This window comes from Pantoea sp. MBD-2R (genome assembly GCF_039134845.1).
Taxonomy (GTDB): Bacteria; Pseudomonadota; Gammaproteobacteria; order Enterobacterales; family Enterobacteriaceae; genus Erwinia.
This window is the reverse complement of sequence record NZ_CP152417.1, coordinates 4,196,172-4,214,162: the sequence shown is the minus strand read 5'-3', so window position 1 is coordinate 4,214,162 and position 17,991 is coordinate 4,196,172. Positions and strand designations below refer to the sequence as shown.

14 protein-coding genes are annotated in these 17,991 nt (G+C 53.9%); 8 read left to right on the top strand and 6 right to left on the bottom strand.

What is annotated here, in order from left to right:
- Window positions 1–88: 88 nt before the first annotated feature.
- The 6 genes from accC to AAGQ96_RS19305 all read right to left on the bottom strand — a co-directional run bounded on the left by accC (window position 89) and on the right by AAGQ96_RS19305 (window position 5,348).
- Window positions 89–1,438 (bottom strand): acetyl-CoA carboxylase biotin carboxylase subunit, encoded by a 1,350-nt coding sequence (gene accC / locus AAGQ96_RS19330; protein ID WP_147200052.1) that lies wholly within the window; start codon window positions 1,436–1,438, stop codon window positions 89–91.
- A 12-nt stretch (window positions 1,439–1,450) separates the two neighbouring features.
- Window positions 1,451–1,924: an acetyl-CoA carboxylase biotin carboxyl carrier protein gene (accB, locus tag AAGQ96_RS19325; protein WP_147200051.1), complete on the bottom strand. Its 474-nt coding sequence runs from the start codon at window positions 1,922–1,924 to the stop codon at window positions 1,451–1,453.
- Between the two features lie 21 nt (window positions 1,925–1,945).
- Entirely contained in the window at window positions 1,946–2,398 is a 453-nt protein-coding gene (gene aroQ / locus AAGQ96_RS19320; protein WP_147200050.1) for a type II 3-dehydroquinate dehydratase, read from the bottom strand.
- Between the two features lie 240 nt (window positions 2,399–2,638).
- Window positions 2,639–3,238 (bottom strand): protein-methionine-sulfoxide reductase heme-binding subunit MsrQ, encoded by a 600-nt coding sequence (gene msrQ / locus AAGQ96_RS19315; protein ID WP_342755593.1) that lies wholly within the window; start codon window positions 3,236–3,238, stop codon window positions 2,639–2,641.
- Window positions 3,239–3,240: 2 nt separating this feature from the next.
- Complete coding sequence (gene msrP / locus AAGQ96_RS19310; RefSeq protein WP_147200048.1) at window positions 3,241–4,242, bottom strand: protein-methionine-sulfoxide reductase catalytic subunit MsrP; 1,002 nt, start codon at window positions 4,240–4,242, stop codon at window positions 3,241–3,243.
- A gap of 128 nt (window positions 4,243–4,370) precedes the next feature.
- Window positions 4,371–5,348, bottom strand: a complete 978-nt coding sequence (locus tag AAGQ96_RS19305; protein ID WP_342754355.1) for an MDR family oxidoreductase — start codon at window positions 5,346–5,348, stop codon at window positions 4,371–4,373.
- 201 nt (window positions 5,349–5,549) lie between these two features.
- Between AAGQ96_RS19305 and csrD the strand changes: the two genes are divergently transcribed.
- The 8 genes from csrD (at window position 5,550) to tldD (ending at window position 17,966) form a co-directional block, all read left to right on the top strand.
- A complete protein-coding gene (gene csrD / locus AAGQ96_RS19300) occupies window positions 5,550–7,499 on the top strand; it encodes an RNase E specificity factor CsrD (RefSeq protein WP_147200046.1) in 1,950 nt (649 codons plus the stop codon).
- A gap of 316 nt (window positions 7,500–7,815) precedes the next feature.
- The gene (mreB, locus tag AAGQ96_RS19295; RefSeq protein WP_003855260.1) at window positions 7,816–8,859 is read left to right on the top strand and encodes a rod shape-determining protein MreB; all 1,044 of its coding nucleotides are present in this window, start codon (window positions 7,816–7,818) and stop codon (window positions 8,857–8,859) included.
- A 67-nt stretch (window positions 8,860–8,926) separates the two neighbouring features.
- Entirely contained in the window at window positions 8,927–9,937 is a 1,011-nt protein-coding gene (mreC, locus tag AAGQ96_RS19290) for a rod shape-determining protein MreC (RefSeq protein ID WP_147200045.1), read from the top strand.
- Entirely contained in the window at window positions 9,934–10,422 is a 489-nt protein-coding gene (mreD, locus tag AAGQ96_RS19285; protein WP_147200044.1) for a rod shape-determining protein MreD, read from the top strand. Before mreC ends, mreD begins: the two co-directional genes overlap by 4 nt.
- An 8-nt stretch (window positions 10,423–10,430) precedes the next feature.
- On the top strand, window positions 10,431–11,024 hold the full coding sequence (locus AAGQ96_RS19280; protein ID WP_342754354.1) for a Maf family protein: 594 nt from the start codon (window positions 10,431–10,433) through the stop codon (window positions 11,022–11,024).
- Entirely contained in the window at window positions 11,014–12,483 is a 1,470-nt protein-coding gene (rng, locus tag AAGQ96_RS19275) for a ribonuclease G (protein WP_147200042.1), read from the top strand. The genes AAGQ96_RS19280 and rng overlap by 11 nt, the downstream gene beginning before the upstream one ends.
- Before the next feature lie 145 nt (window positions 12,484–12,628).
- Entirely contained in the window at window positions 12,629–16,438 is a 3,810-nt protein-coding gene (gene yhdP / locus AAGQ96_RS19270; RefSeq protein ID WP_342754353.1) for an AsmA2 domain-containing protein YhdP, read from the top strand.
- A gap of 82 nt (window positions 16,439–16,520) precedes the next feature.
- On the top strand, window positions 16,521–17,966 hold the full coding sequence (gene tldD / locus AAGQ96_RS19265) for a metalloprotease TldD (RefSeq protein ID WP_147200040.1): 1,446 nt from the start codon (window positions 16,521–16,523) through the stop codon (window positions 17,964–17,966).
- Window positions 17,967–17,991 lie beyond the last annotated feature (25 nt).

The window sequence follows — 17,991 nt, the reverse complement described above, 5'->3', positions numbered from 1 at the left end:
AGGGGGGTCTTTACGGCTCGCGGGTCCCGACAGGGACCGCCAAAGAAAAAGGCCGGTCAGACCGGCCTTATTTTAGACGTCAGGCTAATCAGGTTTCCTGAAGGCCGAGTTTCTTCTCCAGGTAGTGGATGTTGGTTCCACCAATCTGGAAGTTCTCGTCATTCATGATCTTCATCTGTAGCTCAACGTTAACTTTGATGCCGTCGATGATCAGCTCCGCCAGCGCATTCTTCATGCGGGCGATAGCCACGTCACGCGTCTCACCATAGGTAATCAGTTTACCGATCATGGAGTCATAGTACGGCGGAACGGTGTAGCCCGCGTAGATATGAGATTCCCAACGAACGCCAAACCCGCCTGGTGCATGGAAGCGCGTGATTTTGCCAGGGCTTGGCAGGAACGTATTGGGATCTTCGGCATTGATACGGCATTCCACCGCATGGCCGCGGATCACAACGTCTTCCTGCTTGATCGACAGCGGCTGACCGGCAGCAATACGCAGCTGCTCTTTGATCAGATCCACGCCGGTGATCATTTCCGTTACCGGATGCTCAACCTGAATACGGGTGTTCATCTCGATAAAGTAGAATTCGCCATTCTCGAACAGGAATTCGAACGTACCCGCACCGCGGTAGCCGATATCGATACAGGCTTTAGAACAACGCTCGCCGATAAAGCGACGCATCTCTTCAGTGATGCCCGGCGCAGGCGCTTCTTCCACAACTTTCTGGTGACGACGCTGCATTGAGCAGTCACGTTCTGCCAGATAGATGGCGTTGCCCTGGCCATCAGCCAGCACCTGAATCTCGATGTGGCGTGGATTCTCAAGGTATTTTTCCATGTAGACCATGTCGTTATTGAAAGCCGCTTTGGCTTCCGCTTTCGTCATGTTAATGGACTGCTCGAGATCCTTGTCGCCGCGCACAACACGCATGCCGCGACCGCCGCCGCCGCCGGACGCCTTAATGATTACCGGATAGCCGATACGCTTGGCAATGGCACGGTTTTTCTCCATGTCTTCGCCCAGCGAACCGTCAGAACCCGGTACGGTCGGTACGCCCGTTTTTTTCATTGCCGTGATAGCGGAGACTTTGTCTCCCATCAGGCGAATGGTATCGGCTTTCGGGCCGATAAAAATAAAGCCTGAACGCTCAACCTGCTCGGCAAAGTCCGCATTCTCGGACAGGAAGCCATAGCCTGGGTGAATCGCCACTGCGCCAGTGATTTCTGCCGCAGAGATCAGGGCAGGGATGTTCAGGTAGCTCTTGACTGACTGAGCAGGACCGATACAAACGGTTTCATCTGCCAGCAGTACGTGTTTCAAATCGCGATCCGCGCTTGAATGCACGGCCACAGTCTTGATGCCCAACTCTTTGCAGGCACGCAGGATGCGCAGCGCAATTTCGCCGCGGTTCGCTATAACAATTTTATCCAGCATGGTTCGCCTCGTTTATTCGATGACTACCAGCGGCTCGTCAAACTCAACAGGCTGACCGCTTTCGACCAGGATCGCTTTAACTACGCCGGATTTATCGGCTTCGATCTGGTTCATCATTTTCATCGCTTCAACGATGCACAGGGTATCGCCAGCGTTAACTTTCTGGCCCACTTCCACAAAGGCTTTTGCGTCAGGGCTTGGCGTGCGGTAGAAAGTACCGACCATTGGTGAACGTACGATGTGACCACTGATCTCAGCTGCAGCAGGCGCTTCCATTGCAGGGGTAGTGGCAGGCGCAACGGCAGTAGCCAGCGCGGGCTGTTGCTGCATCATTGGCGCAGCATAGGCCTGCTGCATCATCGGATAACCTGTGTTTGCAGGTGAACGACTGATGCGAACGGATTCTTCACCTTCAGAAATTTCCAGTTCAGCAATGCCTGATTCTTCAACCAGTTCGATCAGTTTTTTAATCTTACGAATATCCATGAGTGTGGTTCCGTACTCTGTTTAATTAGATTTTGACAGGCGTTTAACCGCCGTCTGTAAAGCCCAGGAATAACCGTCGACGCCAAGTCCACAGATTACGCCAGCAGCAATATCAGAAAGATAAGAATGATGGCGAAAGGGTTCGCGGGCATGCACATTTGACAGGTGAACTTCAATAAAAGGGATGCTGACTGCAAGCAGTGCATCGCGAAGCGCTACGCTGGTATGTGTAAAAGCCGCCGGGTTAATGACGATATAATCGACATTGCCTTTTGCCTCATGAATGCGGTCAATTAACGCATATTCTGCATTAGACTGCAGATGACTTAGCTTCACGTTGAGCGCGTCAGCCTGCGATGTCATATCGCTGACGATCTCTGCCAACGTCGTTTTCCCGTACTTTTCTGGCTCACGGGTGCCAAGAAGATTCAGGTTGGGACCGTTCAAAAGCAGTATGTGAAACTTATCAGCCATCTTGCGGCTATCTCCTGCGATAATTGAGGCATCGCACAAAATACAACGCGGAAAGGCATTTGTCACCTTTCATGATGCAATTTGCGCTCTCGTTTGACCTGTCAGCAGGTTTGAAGTCGGGCATTATAATGGTTTCAACGCAATTCGCAGCAAAATACTGGTCGTATCAGCGAAGATGTTTGCTCACTCTTCGGCGAAAATGCGTTATGAAAGGCCCATAACTTGATGCGGCATTCATCCTCATGACCACCACAGGCGGAATTTTTTGTAACGCCAGAGCAGCAAAACGGCGGCGATCAGCGCATAAATCCAGGGTTGAGGCGAAAAAGTTTTCACAGACCAGAGATAGTGAATGGGGGCGAGGATCAGTACGATATAGACGGCATTGTGCAGCGTTTGCCAGCGTTTTCCCAACTTCCGCTGCGCTTTCTGAAAGGAAGTCAGCGCCAGCATCAGTAAAATAATCCAGCTAACGATCCCTAGCGTCAGATAAGGTCGGGAAATCAGTTCCGATCCTAACAGGCCGAGGTTATCGATCCCCAACTCCAGCAGGGAATAACTCACCAGATGCAGCGTTGCCCAGGCAAAGCACCACAGGCCCAGCAGGCGGCGAACCCGGATCAGTAAAGGCTGTTTGCCATAGCGAGCCAGTGGCGTCACCAGCAGTGAACCCAGTAAAAATTTCAGCGCCATTCTTCCGGTAAAATGCTGGATATCCTTAGCCGGATCGGCGCTGAGCCAACCCTGATTAACGGCAAGAAACAGCCAAATTAGCGGTAAAAAACCGGCGAGATGCAGAAAAACTTTCAGGCCGGTAATCTGTTTGAGCTTGAGTCGCACCACTAAAAATTCTCCCGCAGATCAAGGCCACGATAGAGGGACGCAACCTGACTGGCATAGCCGTTGAACAGCAGCGTGGGCTGGCGTTTAACGTCAAGAATGCCGCCCGAGCCGATAAACCGTTCCGTCGCCTGCGACCAGCGAGGATGATCGACATGCGGATTGACGTTGCCATAGAAGCCATATTCATTGGCGGCCAGCAGATTCCAGGTGGTTGGCGGTTGCGCTTTGACGAGGGTGATTTTCACAATGGATTTAATGCCTTTGAAGCCATATTTCCACGGAACGGTGAGGCGAATCGGTGCACCGTTCTGCGGCGGCAGGGCTTTACCGTAAACCCCGGTGGTTAGCATGGTCAGTGGATGCATTGCTTCATCCAGACGCAATCCTTCCACATAAGGATAATCAATGCCGCCGCCGACAAAGCGATCCCGCTGGCCCGGCATTTCCTCAGGCGCATAAATAGTCTGGAAGGCAACATACTTCGCGTTGCTGGTGGGTTCAGCCGCTTTGAGCAGTTTGCCCAGCTCAAAACCGACCCAGGGAACGACCATTGACCAGGCTTCTACGCAGCGCATACGGTAAATACGTTGTTCAAGCGGGAAGCGTTTGAAAATATCGTCCATATCCAGCGTCATGGGTTTTGCCACTTCGCCGCCGATTTCGATTTTCCAGTCGGTAGTCTTCAGCGAACCGGCATTAGCGGCCGGATCGGCTTTATCCAGTCCGAACTCATAAAAATTATTGTATCCGCTAACTTTATCTTCCGGCGTCAGTGGCAAATCGGCCTGGTACTGGGCTGGCCTGCTAAAATCCAGCGGTTTGCCAGCCGCTGCCGTCGGGCGATTGTCGCCCTTAATCCAAGAAAGGATATCGGCACGGGCGCCGGGCACGGTGAACGCGGCGGCGCTAACGCCTATCGCTTTCATTACCTGACGGCGCTGGCTGTTAAAGATAGATTCAGGCGTAACATCGTTTTCAGTCAGTTTATCGACGGGCTTCATCAAAATCCTCCAGAAGGTGAGCCGGTAGCTACATAAAGCGCCTGATTTCAGCGAACGGGCGACCGTGAGCCGCTGTTTCCTCTGAAGGCAATACCCTCCGGACAGTGCCGGAGAGCGAGAGATAAACCTTAGCCAATTTTCACCAGCGTGCGGCCTGTGATTGCATTATTTAATAGTTTAGCCGCGTTTTCGGCCGCCTCTGTCAGCGAAATTTCCCGTGTGGCCTGCTGATAAAAGCTTTCCGGCAGCGTTCGGGTTAATCTTTCCCACGCGATAATACGACGTTCGACAGGGATACTCACCGAGTCGACACCTTGTAGCCGAACATTGCGCAGAATAAAAGGCATAACCGAGGTGGGCAGGTTAACACCGCCAGCCAGTCCGCAAGCGGCAACCACGCCACCGTAGTTCATCTGTGCGAGCACGCTTGCCAGCACTTTGTCGCCAACCGTATCAATCGCTCCGGCCCAACGCTGCTTTTCCAGCGGGCGGGCATCGGCGCTAAATGCGCTGCGAGGGAGGATTTCGCTGGCACCCAGATCGCGCAGATAATCATGCGTTGACTCTCTTCCGCTTACCGCCGCCACCTTATAGCCCAGGGCATTGAGCAGGGAGACGGCCGTACTGCCTACGCCGCCGCTGGCACCGGTCACTAAAACTTCACCGCTTTCTGGCGTAATGCCCCCTTCTTCCAGTGCCATCACGCACAGCATGGCAGTCAGGCCGGCCGTTCCGATAATCATCGCTTTACGGGCATCCAATCCTTGCGGCATCGGCACCAGCCAGTCGCCTTTGACTCGGGCCTGTTCTGCCAGTCCGCCCCAGTGATTTTCTCCCACGCCCCAGCCGGTAAGCAAAACGGACTGGCCCGCGTGAAAGCGTGGGTCCTCGCTGTGATGCACTGTGCCCGCAAAATCAATGCCGGGCACCATCGGGAATTGACGAATAATTTTGCCTTTGCCGGTAATGGCCAGCGCATCTTTATAATTAAGCCCGGACCAGGCGATATCGATGGTCACCTCGCCCTGTGGCAGTGCATCAGCCTGGATCTGCCTGACGTTAGCCAGAGTTTTTCCTTCGGACTGCTCAAGAATCAAAGCCTGCATGAGAATCTCCTGAAAAGAACGCTTAAGCGTATATTAAAAAGCTGACCTCACTATACTCCCGGCAGGGAGCACAATTCTAAGACAGGTGCATAAAAGCAGCGCATTTGTGTTATTTTTCAACATCAGCAATTGCGGGCATCAACTTGACCTGCGGGGCAAAAGTTGATGGCGTTATTTCAACGGCAGACAAAGAGCACAGGGATGCGATTAACCACCAAACTTTCCGCAATGATGACGTTCTTAAGCGCACTGATCATGATCATGATGCTGGTGGGCGGCATTGCGAGCTTTTATTACCTCAGTGATATGCGTGCAGAGCAGCGCTTGCAAGACGTGGCCGTCGATATCGACCGGGCGCTGGATAAAGAGTCTCCCGAGCAAATTTCCCGCTGGTTGCCGCAGGTGATGGGACCTTTACAGGTGCTACGCATCACCTTTATACAGGATCGGCGGCCCGGACTGATGGTCAGTCGTCATCAGGATGCGATGTTGGATGACGAACCCAATCGCTATCGGCAATCCCGCATTGTCCTGAAAAATCATCCCGGCATTTCGCTGCATATTATCTGGATCGACACCGCAAAAACCTGGCTGAATTCGTTTTTTGGCGCATCAATATCCATCCTTATTTTGCTGGCTGTGAGCGTGTTAATGCTGGTGTTATTTATCTCGCATCGCTGGCTTTACCGACAGCTTCAGGGAATGGAACGGCTTGAGAGACGCGCGGAAAGAGTGATTAAAGGCGAAAGGAAAACGGTCGCACGGGGATCGGTCCACGAATGGCCGCCTAAAGCCAGTAGTGCACTGGATCTGCTGCTTTCTGACCTCCAGGAAGCGGGCGAGCAACGTAACCGGGTTGATACGCTTATTCGTGCGTTTGCCGCTCAGGATGCGATGACCGGCCTGAACAACCGCCTGTTTTTTGACAATCAGCTGGCGACCATGCTGGAGGACAACGAAATCACCGGCGCGCATGGCATGGTGATGATGATCCGTCTGCCGGATCTGGACACGCTGCGCGATAACTGGGGGCACAATGAAACCCGGGAATACCTGTTTGGGCTGGTTAATCTTCTTTCTACCTTTGTGATGCGTTATCCAGGTGCGCTACTGGCGCGCTATTTTCGTAGTGACTTTGCCGTCTTGCTTCCTCACCGCAGCCTGAAAGATGCCGACAGTATTGCTTCGCAGCTGATCAATGCGGTTGATGCGTTGCCGCCAACCCGCATGCTGGATCGCGAGGACATGATCCACATCGGCATCAGCGCCTGGCACAGCGGACAAACCACGCAGCAGGTAATGGAAAATGTAGAGCAGGCCACTCGTCAGGCGACGCTGCTTGGTGGGAATAGCTGGTCGGTTGGCGAAACGCCCGAGCAGGATCTCAGCCGGGGTAGCGTGAAGTGGCGGACACTGTTGGAAAACACCCTCAATCGTGGCGGGCCACGCCTTTATCAAAAACCGGCTGTGACCCGGGAAGGTCAGGTGCACCATCGCGAAATCATGCCGAGAATTTTCGATGGCGAAAAAGAGCTGTCAGCGGCGGAATTTTTACCGCTGGTACAGCAAATGGGCATGGCTGAAGGCTACGATCGCCTGTTGGTCAGCCGCACATTATCGCTGCTTTCCGTCTGGCCGTCCGAAACGCTGGCTATTCCCCTGACGGTTGATGCGCTGTTGCAGCGTCCCTTCCAAATTTGGCTACGCGATGTGCTGTTGCAATGTCCGAAGATCCATAGAAATCACATTTTATTTGAACTTGCAGAAGCAGATGTGTGTCAACACATCAACCGCTTGGGTAACGCGTTTCGTTTGCTGAAGGGATTTGGCTGTCGGATTGCCATTTACCAGGCAGGCGTCACTGTCGTCAGCACGGGGTATATCCAGCAGCTGGAGGTCGAGTTGATCAAGCTGCATCCCGGGTTGGTGCGCAATATTGACCAACGTACAGAAAACCAGCTTTTTGTCCAAAGCCTGCTGGAAAGCTGTAAGCGAATGCCGACTCAGGTTTACGCTGCGGGGGTCAGAACGCGTAGCGAGTGGCAAACCCTCACAGAGTTGGGGGTTTGTGGCGGGCAGGGCGATTTTTTTGCACCCTCACAGCCGTTAAGCAGCGATGTGAAAAAATATTTGCAAAGATATAGAGTTTAGTCTGCCGTTAAGCAGGATTTCACGTAGAATAGCCGCGCGGCTGTGGTGCCGGCTACGGTTGACTGGGTAATCCAGAGACACCCGAATTTGTTAGATTTTATGTGCGTTATGTCCGTATAGCAGCCTTGAAATGATAGCGAAAACCCTGGTAGCAAGTCTTTTGTTCGCTACAGGCTTTTGGGGTTGTGACTCAGGCGAGAGATAGCGTGATTTTTCACCGAAGTAGAACGTTTTTGCGCCTTGTCGCTGCTTCGTGTGGTTGGTAAAGTAAGCGGATTTTATTTTCCGCCCCCAGCTAGCAGGATTATCCTTCAGTATGTTTAAAAAATTCCGTGGCATGTTTTCTAATGACTTGTCCATCGACCTGGGTACAGCCAATACCCTGATTTATGTGAAAGGGCAGGGCATCGTACTTAACGAGCCTTCCGTTGTTGCCATTCGTCAGGATCGCGCCGGGTCGCCAAAGAGCGTGGCTGCCGTGGGTCATGATGCGAAACAGATGCTGGGACGTACGCCTGGCAATATCGCGGCTATTCGTCCAATGAAAGATGGCGTCATCGCCGACTTCTTTGTGACTGAAAAAATGCTGCAACACTTTATCAAACAGGTTCACAGCAACAGCTTTATGCGCCCAAGCCCGCGCGTACTGGTGTGTGTACCGGTTGGTGCAACTCAGGTAGAACGTCGCGCAATCCGTGAATCTGCGCAGGGCGCAGGCGCACGCGAAGTGTTTCTGATTGAAGAACCGATGGCAGCGGCAATTGGCGCAGGCCTGCCGGTTTCTGAAGCGACCGGTTCAATGGTGGTGGATATCGGTGGCGGTACTACCGAAGTGGCCGTTATCTCCCTGAACGGCGTGGTGTATTCCTCTTCCGTACGTATTGGTGGTGACCGCTTTGATGAAGCCATCATTAATTATGTGCGTCGTAACTACGGTTCACTGATCGGTGAAGCGACCGCCGAACGCATTAAGCACGAAATCGGCTCCGCTTACCCGGGCGATGAAGTGCGTGAAATCGAAGTGCGTGGCCGTAACCTGGCTGAAGGTGTGCCGCGTGGATTTACGCTGAACTCCAACGAAATTCTGGAAGCTCTTCAGGAGCCGCTGACCGGTATTGTTAGCGCGGTGATGGTAGCGCTGGAACAATGTCCGCCAGAACTGGCTTCCGATATCTCTGAACGCGGTATGGTTCTGACCGGCGGTGGCGCGTTACTGCGCAACCTCGATCGCCTGCTGATGGAAGAGACCGGTATTCCGGTTGTGGTAGCCGAAGATCCGCTGACCTGTGTTGCTCGCGGTGGCGGTAAAGCGTTGGAAATGATCGACATGCACGGCGGCGATTTGTTCAGCGAAGAATAATTTGCCTTAAAGGAGTGCAGGAGCCCCTGCACTCCTTGTTAATGATGTCGAGGAATACGCCGAGTTTATGAAGCCGATCTTCAGCAGGGGACCTTCCCTGCAATTACGCTTATTTTTAGCGGTTGTTGTGGCGATAGGCGTGATTGTCGCCGACAGTCGTATGGGCGCTTTCAGCCAGATACGCACCTACATGGATACGGCGGTCAGCCCTTTCTATTTCCTGGCCAACGGGCCACGTCAGATTCTGGACAGTGTTTCTGAGACACTGGCCTCTCGCCAGCAGCTTCAGCTGGAAAACAAAGCCTTACAACGCGAACTGATGCTGAAAAACAGCGAGCTGCTGATGCTCGGCCAGTTTAAGCAGGAGAATGCCCGCCTGCGTGAACTGCTGGGATCGCCGCTGCGTCAGGACGAGCACAAAATGGTCACTCAGGTGATCTCTACCGGTACCGATCCCTATACCGACCAGGTGGTTATTGATAAAGGCAGCATGAATGGCGTGTACGAAGGCCAGCCGATTATCAGTGATAAAGGCGTGGTCGGGCAGGTGGTTGCCGTGGGTAAAATTACCAGCCGCGTCATGTTGATCTGTGATTCATCCCATGCCTTACCTATTCAGGTGCTGCGAAATGATATTCGCGTCATCGCTGCTGGTAATGGCTGTACGGAAGATTTGCAGCTTGAGCATCTGCCGGGCAATACGGATATCCGGGTCGGTGATGTGCTGGTTACCTCCGGCCTTGGCGGACGCTTCCCGGAAGGTTATCCGGTCGGCGTAGTCTCGTCGGTGAAACTGGACACGCAACGTGCCTATACCGTTATTCAGGCGCGCCCAACGGCTGGCCTGCAACGCCTGCGCTACCTGCTTTTACTGTGGGGCGCGGATCGTAACGGTACAATGCCGATGGCACCGGATGAAGTTCATCGCGTGGCTAACGAACGCCTGATGCAGATGATGCCACAGGTCTTGCCCGCGACGAATGAACTGATGGGACCGCCAGCGCCAAATCAAACTGAGGTGCCAGCGGCGTCTTCTGGCGCGGCTACCGCGCCAGCTTCGCGCGGAGGTCGCCCTTGAGCAGCTATCGCAGCCAGGGACGCTGGGTGGTCTGGCTGTCTTTCCTGGTCGCGCTGGTTCTGCAAATCATGCCCTGGCCTGAACAGATTTATATGTTCAGGCCTTCCTGGCTGCTGCTGGTGTTAATCTACTGGGTACTGGCTTTACCTCATCGCGTGAATGTCGGTACAGGCTTTGTGATGGGATCTATAATGGATCTTATTTCCGGCTCGACGCTGGGCGTGCGTGCTCTGGCTTTCAGTATCGTCGCTTATCTGGTGGCGTTTAAGTTTCAGCTGTTCCGTAATCTGGCGCTCTGGCAACAGGCGCTCATGGTAATGGTGCTTTCGCTGGCGATGGATGTCATTGTATTCTGGGCTGAATTCTTAGTCATTAACGTCTCGTTTCGACCAGAAATTTTCTGGAGTAGCGTCATAGACGGTATTTTGTGGCCCTGGCTGTTCTTGCTGATGAGAAAAATACGCCGCCAGTTTGCCGTTCAATAAGGAAGATTATGGTATCCCTTTATCTGGCCTCTGGTTCTCCCCGCCGCCGTGAATTGCTGACGCAGCTTGGCCTGCGTTTTGAACGTCTGCAAACGCAAGTTGAAGAAGAAAAACGATCGGATGAACAGGCTGAGGCCTATGTCCGGCGTCTGGCTATTGAGAAGGCGCTGGCCGGCGTAGCGGTAGCGGAAAAAGATTTGCCGGTGCTGGGTGCAGACACCATCGTCGTGCTGAATAATGACGTGCTGGAAAAACCGGCCGATGAACAGGCGGCGGCGGAAATGTTAGCTAAACTCTCCGGTCACACCCATCAGGTAATGACCGCAGTAGCGCTGGCCGATGCATTTCAGCAGCTGGATTGCCTGGTGGTTACTGAGGTGACATTCCGTAATCTGAGTGCTGAAGATATCGCAGCTTATATCGCCAGCGGCGAACCCATGGATAAAGCTGGCTCTTATGGCATTCAGGGACTGGGCGGCAACTTTGTCAGAAAAATTAATGGAAGCTACCACGCGGTAGTAGGCTTGCCTCTGGTTGAAACGGCCGAGCTGTTCAGCCAGTTCCAGTCGCTGCGTGAGGTGAGGGAACAACATGACGGCTGAACTGCTGGTAAACATCACGCCATCTGAAACGCGCGTTGCCTATATCGATGGCGGCATTTTGCAGGAAATCCACATCGAGCGCGAAGCGCGCAGAGGGATTGTAGGCAATATTTATAAAGGACGCGTCAGCCGCGTACTGCCAGGCATGCAGGCCGCTTTTGTTGATATCGGGCTGGAAAAAGCTGCCTTCCTGCATGCGTCCGACATCGTTCCCTACACCGAATGCGTTGCGGGTGATGAGCGCAAAAACTTTGCCGTACGTGATATTTCTGAACTGGTTCATCAGGGACAGGATTTGATGGTGCAGGTGGTGAAAGATCCGCTCGGCACCAAAGGCGCACGTCTGACTACCGATATCACTTTGCCATCACGTTATCTGGTCTTTATGCCTGGCGCTTCACACGTTGGCGTTTCCCAGCGTATTGAAAGCGAAGCAGAACGTGAACGACTGAAGGCTGTCGTCTCATCCTATTGTGACGAGCTGGGCGGCTACATCATTCGCACGGCGGCAGAAGGTGTGGGTGAGGTTGAGCTGGCCTCGGATGCCGCTTTCCTCAAGCGCCTGTGGACTAAAGTCATTGAACGTAAAAAGCGCAACAAGACGCGCTGCCGTCTCTACGGAGAAGTGGCCCTGTCGCAGCGTATTCTGCGCGACTTCGCCGGCGCGGCGCTGGATCGCATTCGCATCGATTCCCGGCTGAGCTGGGAGCATCTCGTTGAGTTCACTGGCGAATATATTCCTGAGATGACCGAAAAGCTGGAGCTGTATACCGGGAAACAGCCGATTTTCGACCTGTTTGATGTTGAAAACGAAATCCAGCGCTCGCTTGATCGTAAGGTCGAGCTGAAGTCCGGCGGCTATCTGATTATCGATCAAACCGAGGCGATGACCACTATCGATATCAATACCGGCGCGTTTGTCGGCCATCGCAACCTTGATGAAACCATCTTCAACACCAATATTGAAGCGACGCAGGCTATCGCCCGACAGCTGCGTTTACGTAACCTGGGCGGCATCATTATCATCGATTTTATCGATATGAGTAATGAAGACCATCGTCGTCGCGTGCTGCATTCGCTGGAACAGGCGCTGAGTAAAGATCGGGTAAAAACCGGCATTAATGGTTTCTCGCAGCTTGGGCTGGTGGAAATGACCCGTAAGCGCACGCGGGAAAGTATTGAACATGTGCTTTGTCAGGACTGCCCGGTTTGCAAAGGACGCGGCACGCTGAAAACGGTCGAAACCGTCTGCTATGAGATTATGCGTGAGATCGTGCGTGTGCATCATGCTTATGATTCAGATCGCTTCCTGGTCTATGTTTCGCCTGCTGTCGGCGAGGCATTAAAAACAGAAGAATCACACGCGCTGGCAGAAGTGGAAATTTTTGTCGGTAAACAGGTGAAAGTACAAATTGAGCCGCTCTATACTCAGGAGCAGTTCGACGTCGTTATGATGTAATAAAAGCGGGCGGGCGTGATTGCGTCCGCTGAACATTTCTGTACGTTTAGGTACACTACAGGTTCTGCACCTTGTCCGATCCCGCTGGCGGGTTGAGAAGTTTGCGTGCTTATTGTCCGTTCTCGCGGAAGACAAGGAGAGGTGTGTGAGGCAATTGCCGAGGATTCTGCTACTAACCGGCGCAATAATCGTGGTCGTTATTGCGCTACTGGTCAGCGGCCTGCGTCTGGTAATGCCGCATATGAACAGCTGGCGCGAACCGATTTTACAGCGCCTCTCTTCCGCCATTGATATGCCGGTAAATGCCCGCGAGCTGAACGGCCGCTGGGAAAATTTTGGCCCGGTGCTGGAGGTTAAATCCATCCAGGTTGGGCTGAAAGATGGCGGTAGCCTGAAGGTGGATCGCCTGACGCTGGCGCTCGACGTGTGGCAGTCTTTACTGCATCTGCGCTGGCAGTTCCGTAATCTCACTTTCTGGCAGCTGAATCTTCTTACCAATACGCCTTTAACAAGCGGCAGCGACAACAAAGTTCAGCTGAAACCAGGACAGTTCAGCGATCTTTTCCTGCGACAGTTTGATCATTTCGATCTTCGTCAGAGCCAAATCAGTTTCCTCACGCCTTCCGGGCAACGTGCCACGCTTGATGTTCCGCAGCTCACCTGGCTGAATGAAAAAACGCGTCACCGTGCCGAAGGGCTGGTCAGTCTTTCCAGCTTTACGGGGCAACACGGCGTGGTGCAGGTGCGCCTCGATTTAAGCGACACCAATGGCTACCTTGATACCGGTCGAGCCTGGATGCAGGCAGACGACGTCGATGTTAAGCCCTGGCTGGGACAATGGATGCGCAATAACACCACGCTTAAGAGCGCGCGCTTCAGTCTTGCCGCCTGGATGAGTTTGAAAGAGGGTGAAGTCTATGATGGCGATATCCTGCTAAAACAGGGCGGCGCAAACTGGCAGGGCGACAGGCGGCCCCATCATCTGGGCGTCAATAACCTCTCGGCGCATATTGCACGACACGACAGCGGCTGGCGTATTGAAGTGCCGCAGACCAATTTTAACACCGACGGCCAGCAATGGCCGAAAGGGCGCTTTTCACTGCTGTGGCTCCCGGAGAAAGATCGGCTTCCTGGGCCCGATCGCGCTGAGGAAATTCGCGTTCGCGCAACCCGGCTGGATCTGGGGCGTCTGGACGCTTTCATTCCGCTGTTCTCCAAACTCACGCCAACCCTGCTGGAAAACTGGCGTGCATTACAGCCGCAGGGGCAGCTTAAGATGCTGGCTGCTGACATTCCCGTTAAGCAGCCCGAGCAAAGCCGTTTTCAGGCCAGCTGGCAGGATCTGAGCTGGCAGCATTGGGAAACGCTTCCCGGTATGGAACACTTCAGCGGTTCGGCTTCCGGTTCTGTGGCTAACGGGCAAATCACGCTTGGCGTAAATCAGGCTACGCTGCCTTACGGCACGACGTTCCGCGCGCCGCTCGAAATCGAGCGGGCCAGTGGTTCAATCGACTGGCAATATGACCAGAACCATTTGCAGCTGGTTGGTCATCAGCTGGACGTGAAAGCCCGTTCTCTGTGGGCGAAAGGCGATTTCACCTTTTCACAGGCCAAAGGCGAAGCGCCAAACTTAAGTATCCTTGCCGGTATCAACGTTACTGACGCAGGCGATGCCTGGCGCTACTTCCCGGAACCATTGATGGGGAAATCGCTGGTGAACTACCTGAGCGGGGCGATCAAAGGTGGCCAGGTTCACAATGCCTCACTGATTTTCGCGGGTAATCCCCATCTTTTCCCGTTCAAACACAATGACGGTATGTTTGAAGTTTGGGTGCCGCTGAAGCAGGCAACTTACCAATTCCAGCCCGGCTGGCCGGATTTGCAAAACCTCGACATCAATCTCGATTTCGTCAATGACGGCCTGTTTATGAAAGCTGATCAGACCTTACTGGGCAAGGTTGAAGGCAAAAATATCTCGGCTGTGATCCCGGATTATCTGAAAGAAAAGTTGATAATCGATGCGGATATCCACGGTGCAGGTACGGAGGTTGGCCGCTACTTTAACCAGACGCCACTGAAACCGACGCTGGGTAGCGCACTTGAACAGCTTCAGGTTGGTGGCGATGTAAGCGGTCGCTTACATCTTGATATTCCCCTGGACGGCAAGCTGGTCACGGCCAGCGGCGACGTCAATCTGAACAACAATTCGCTCTTTATTAAGCCGCTTAGCAGTACTATCAAACAGCTTTCGGGCCAATTCACTTATAACAATGGCAATTTGCAAAGTGGGCCACTGATCGGAAGCTGGTTCGGCCAGCCGATTGATGTCAGCTTTACGACTGAGGAAGGCAAAAAGGATTACCAGATTGGCGTTGACCTGAAAGGCAACTGGCAGCCCGGCAAAATGGATGTCGTGCCCGCGGCATTGCGTAATAAGCTTGAGGGCAGCGCCAGCTGGCAAAGTGATGTACAGATTAATCTGCCGCACAGCGGCGACGCAGATTATCGAATTACGCTGAACGGTGATTTGAAGAGTGTAAGCAGTCGCTTACCTTCGCCGCTAGATAAACATGCGGGTCAGGCCATGCCGGTTACGGTAAAAGCTCAGGGTAATCTTTCTGCATTCAGGCTGAGCGGCGTCGTTGGGGACGATCATCGCTTTAACAGTAACTGGTTACTGGGCAAGCAGCTTCGCGTTGACCGAGGCATTTGGGAAAACCATGCTCAGACGACGCCCGCGCTGCCAGAAAACGAAGGAATGGTACTGAACCTGCCGCCGCTGGATGGCGAAGCCTGGCTGGGACTGTTCTCAGCCGGTTCAGCCGGTTCAGGGAGCAGCCAGAGCGCCACTGGTCGGGCTTATATTCCTGGCGATATTACCCTGCGGACGCCTGCGCTAACGCTGGCAGGCCAGCAATGGCATGATGTCGATGCAACGCTAAGCCAGACGGTCTCTGGCGATACCCAAATTGAGGCTAAAGGCCGTGAGCTAAATGGCAAACTGATGATGACCCAGCATATGCCGTGGAACGCCCATCTTAGCTACCTCTATTACAATCCTCAGTGGCCTTCGCAGGATGGCAACTCACCGTTGCCGGGTGATGCGACCACAATTAATTTCAGCAGCTGGCCTGAGTTAAATATTGCCTGTGATGAATGCTGGCTGCGCGGGCAAAAATTTGGCCGCATGCAGGCCAGTTTACGGCACAGCAGCGATACCCTGACGCTACAGAACGGATTAATTGATACCGGCAGCTCGCGCCTGAAGGTTGAAGGCGAGTGGGTTAACCGTCCTGGCGCGCAGCGTACCGCGCTGAAAGGGACGCTGAGCGGTAAAAGCATCAATGATGCGACCAACTGGTTTGGCGTCAACTCGCCGCTGCGAGACGCACCTTTCGATATCCATTACGATTTGCACTGGCAGTCGGCACCCTGGCAGCCATCCGCAGCAACGCTGAGCGGCCTTCTCAAGTCGCATCTGGGCGCGGGACAAATTGCCGATGTGAATACGGGACGCGCCGGGCAGCTGCTCCGCCTGGTCAGTTTTGACGCGCTGCTGCGCAAACTGCGCCTCGACTTTACCGACACCTTCAGTCAGGGGTTCTACTTCGACTCTATTAACGGCACGGCGTGGATTGATAAAGGCGTTATGCATACCGATAACCTGCTGGTTGATGGTCTGGAAGCGGATATCGCTATGAAAGGCAAAATCAATCTGGTGCAGCGGCAGATCGATATGGAAGCGGTCGTTGCGCCAGAAATCTCCGCCACCGTGGGCGTTGCGGCCGCCTTTGCGGTCAATCCCGTCATCGGCGCTGCCGTTTTTGCTGCCAGTAAGGCGTTGGCTCCGTTATGGAATAAAATTTCGGTGCTGCGCTATCACATTTCCGGGCCGCTCGACAAACCGCAAATTGATGAAGTTCTGCGGAAACCGCGGGAAAAGAGCGCGAAGTGAATTTGACGTGACCGGGGAATTGCCTCAGGCTATAGAGATGCAACGCCAGCGGTGACTGGCTCCTCCAACAGAGCGAGAATTCATGAGTCTGAATCTGGTCAGTGAACAGTTACTAACTGCTAATAATATCAATCAACAAGATCTCTTTTCCCTTCTTGGGCAGCTCTCTGAGCGCAAGCTGGACTACGCAGACCTTTACTTCCAGTCCAGCTACCACGAATCCTGGGTGCTGGAAGATCGCATCATTAAAGACGGCTCCTGGAACATCGATCAGGGCGTGGGCGTGCGTGCGGTCAGCGGCGAAAAAACCGGTTTTGCTTATGCAGACCAGATTACGCTGAATGCACTGACGCAGAGCGCAACGGCAGCCCGCAGCATTGTGCGTGAGCAGGGCAACGGCAAATCGCATACGCTGGGTGCCGTTATGCACCGCCAGCTTTATCCGACGGTTGATCCACTGCAAAGCCTGAGCCGCGAAGATAAAATCGCGCTGCTGCATCGCGTGGATACGGCTGCACGCGCGGCCGATAAGCGCGTGCAGGAAGTCAGCGCCAGCCTGAGCGGCGTTTATGAAATGGTGCTGGTCGCCGCCACTGATGGCACGCTGGCTACCGATGTGCGTCCGCTGGTTCGTCTCTCCGTCAGCGTTCAGGTAGAAGAGAACGGCAAGCGCGAGCGCGGTTCAAGCGGCGGCGGCGGCCGTTTCGGCTACGAATTCTTCCTCGCGGACGAGTCTGGTGAAATCCGTGCCGAAGCCTGGGCTCGCGAGGCGGTGCGCATGGCGCTGGTTAATCTTAGCGCCGTTGCAGCCCCGGCAGGCACCATCCCGGTTGTCCTCGGCGCGGGCTGGCCTGGCGTTCTGCTGCATGAAGCAGTAGGACATGGCCTCGAAGGTGACTTCAACCGCCGTGGCACCTCCGTCTTCAGCGGGCAAATGGGCCAGCTGGTGGCTTCTGAGCTGTGTACAGTGGTTGATGATGGCACCATTGAAGGACTGCGCGGATCGTTAGCGGTAGATGACGAAGGTGTCCCGGGTCAGTACAACGTACTGATTGAGAACGGTATCCTGAAAGGATACATGCAGGATAAACTCAATGCGCGCCTGATGGGCGTTAAGCCTACCGGCAACGGTCGTCGTGAATCCTATGCGCATCTGCCGATGCCGCGTATGACCAACACCTACATGCTGGCAGGAAAATCCACCCCGGAAGATATCATCGCCAGCGTGGAATATGGCCTCTATGCGCCGAACTTTGGCGGCGGCCAGGTAGACATCACCTCCGGCAAGTTTGTCTTCTCAACTTCAGAAGCCTATCTGATTGAGAACGGCAAGGTGACCAAACCGGTGAAAGGCGCAACGCTGATCGGTTCCGGCATTGAAGCGATGCAGCAGATTTCCATGGTCGGTAACGACCTGGCGCTGGATAAAGGCGTGGGCGTCTGCGGTAAAGAAGGGCAGAGCCTGCCGGTTGGTGTCGGTCAGCCAACGCTGAAGCTGGACAAGCTGACGGTGGGAGGTACGGCCTGATAATCAGCCTACCCTAAGCTATTCA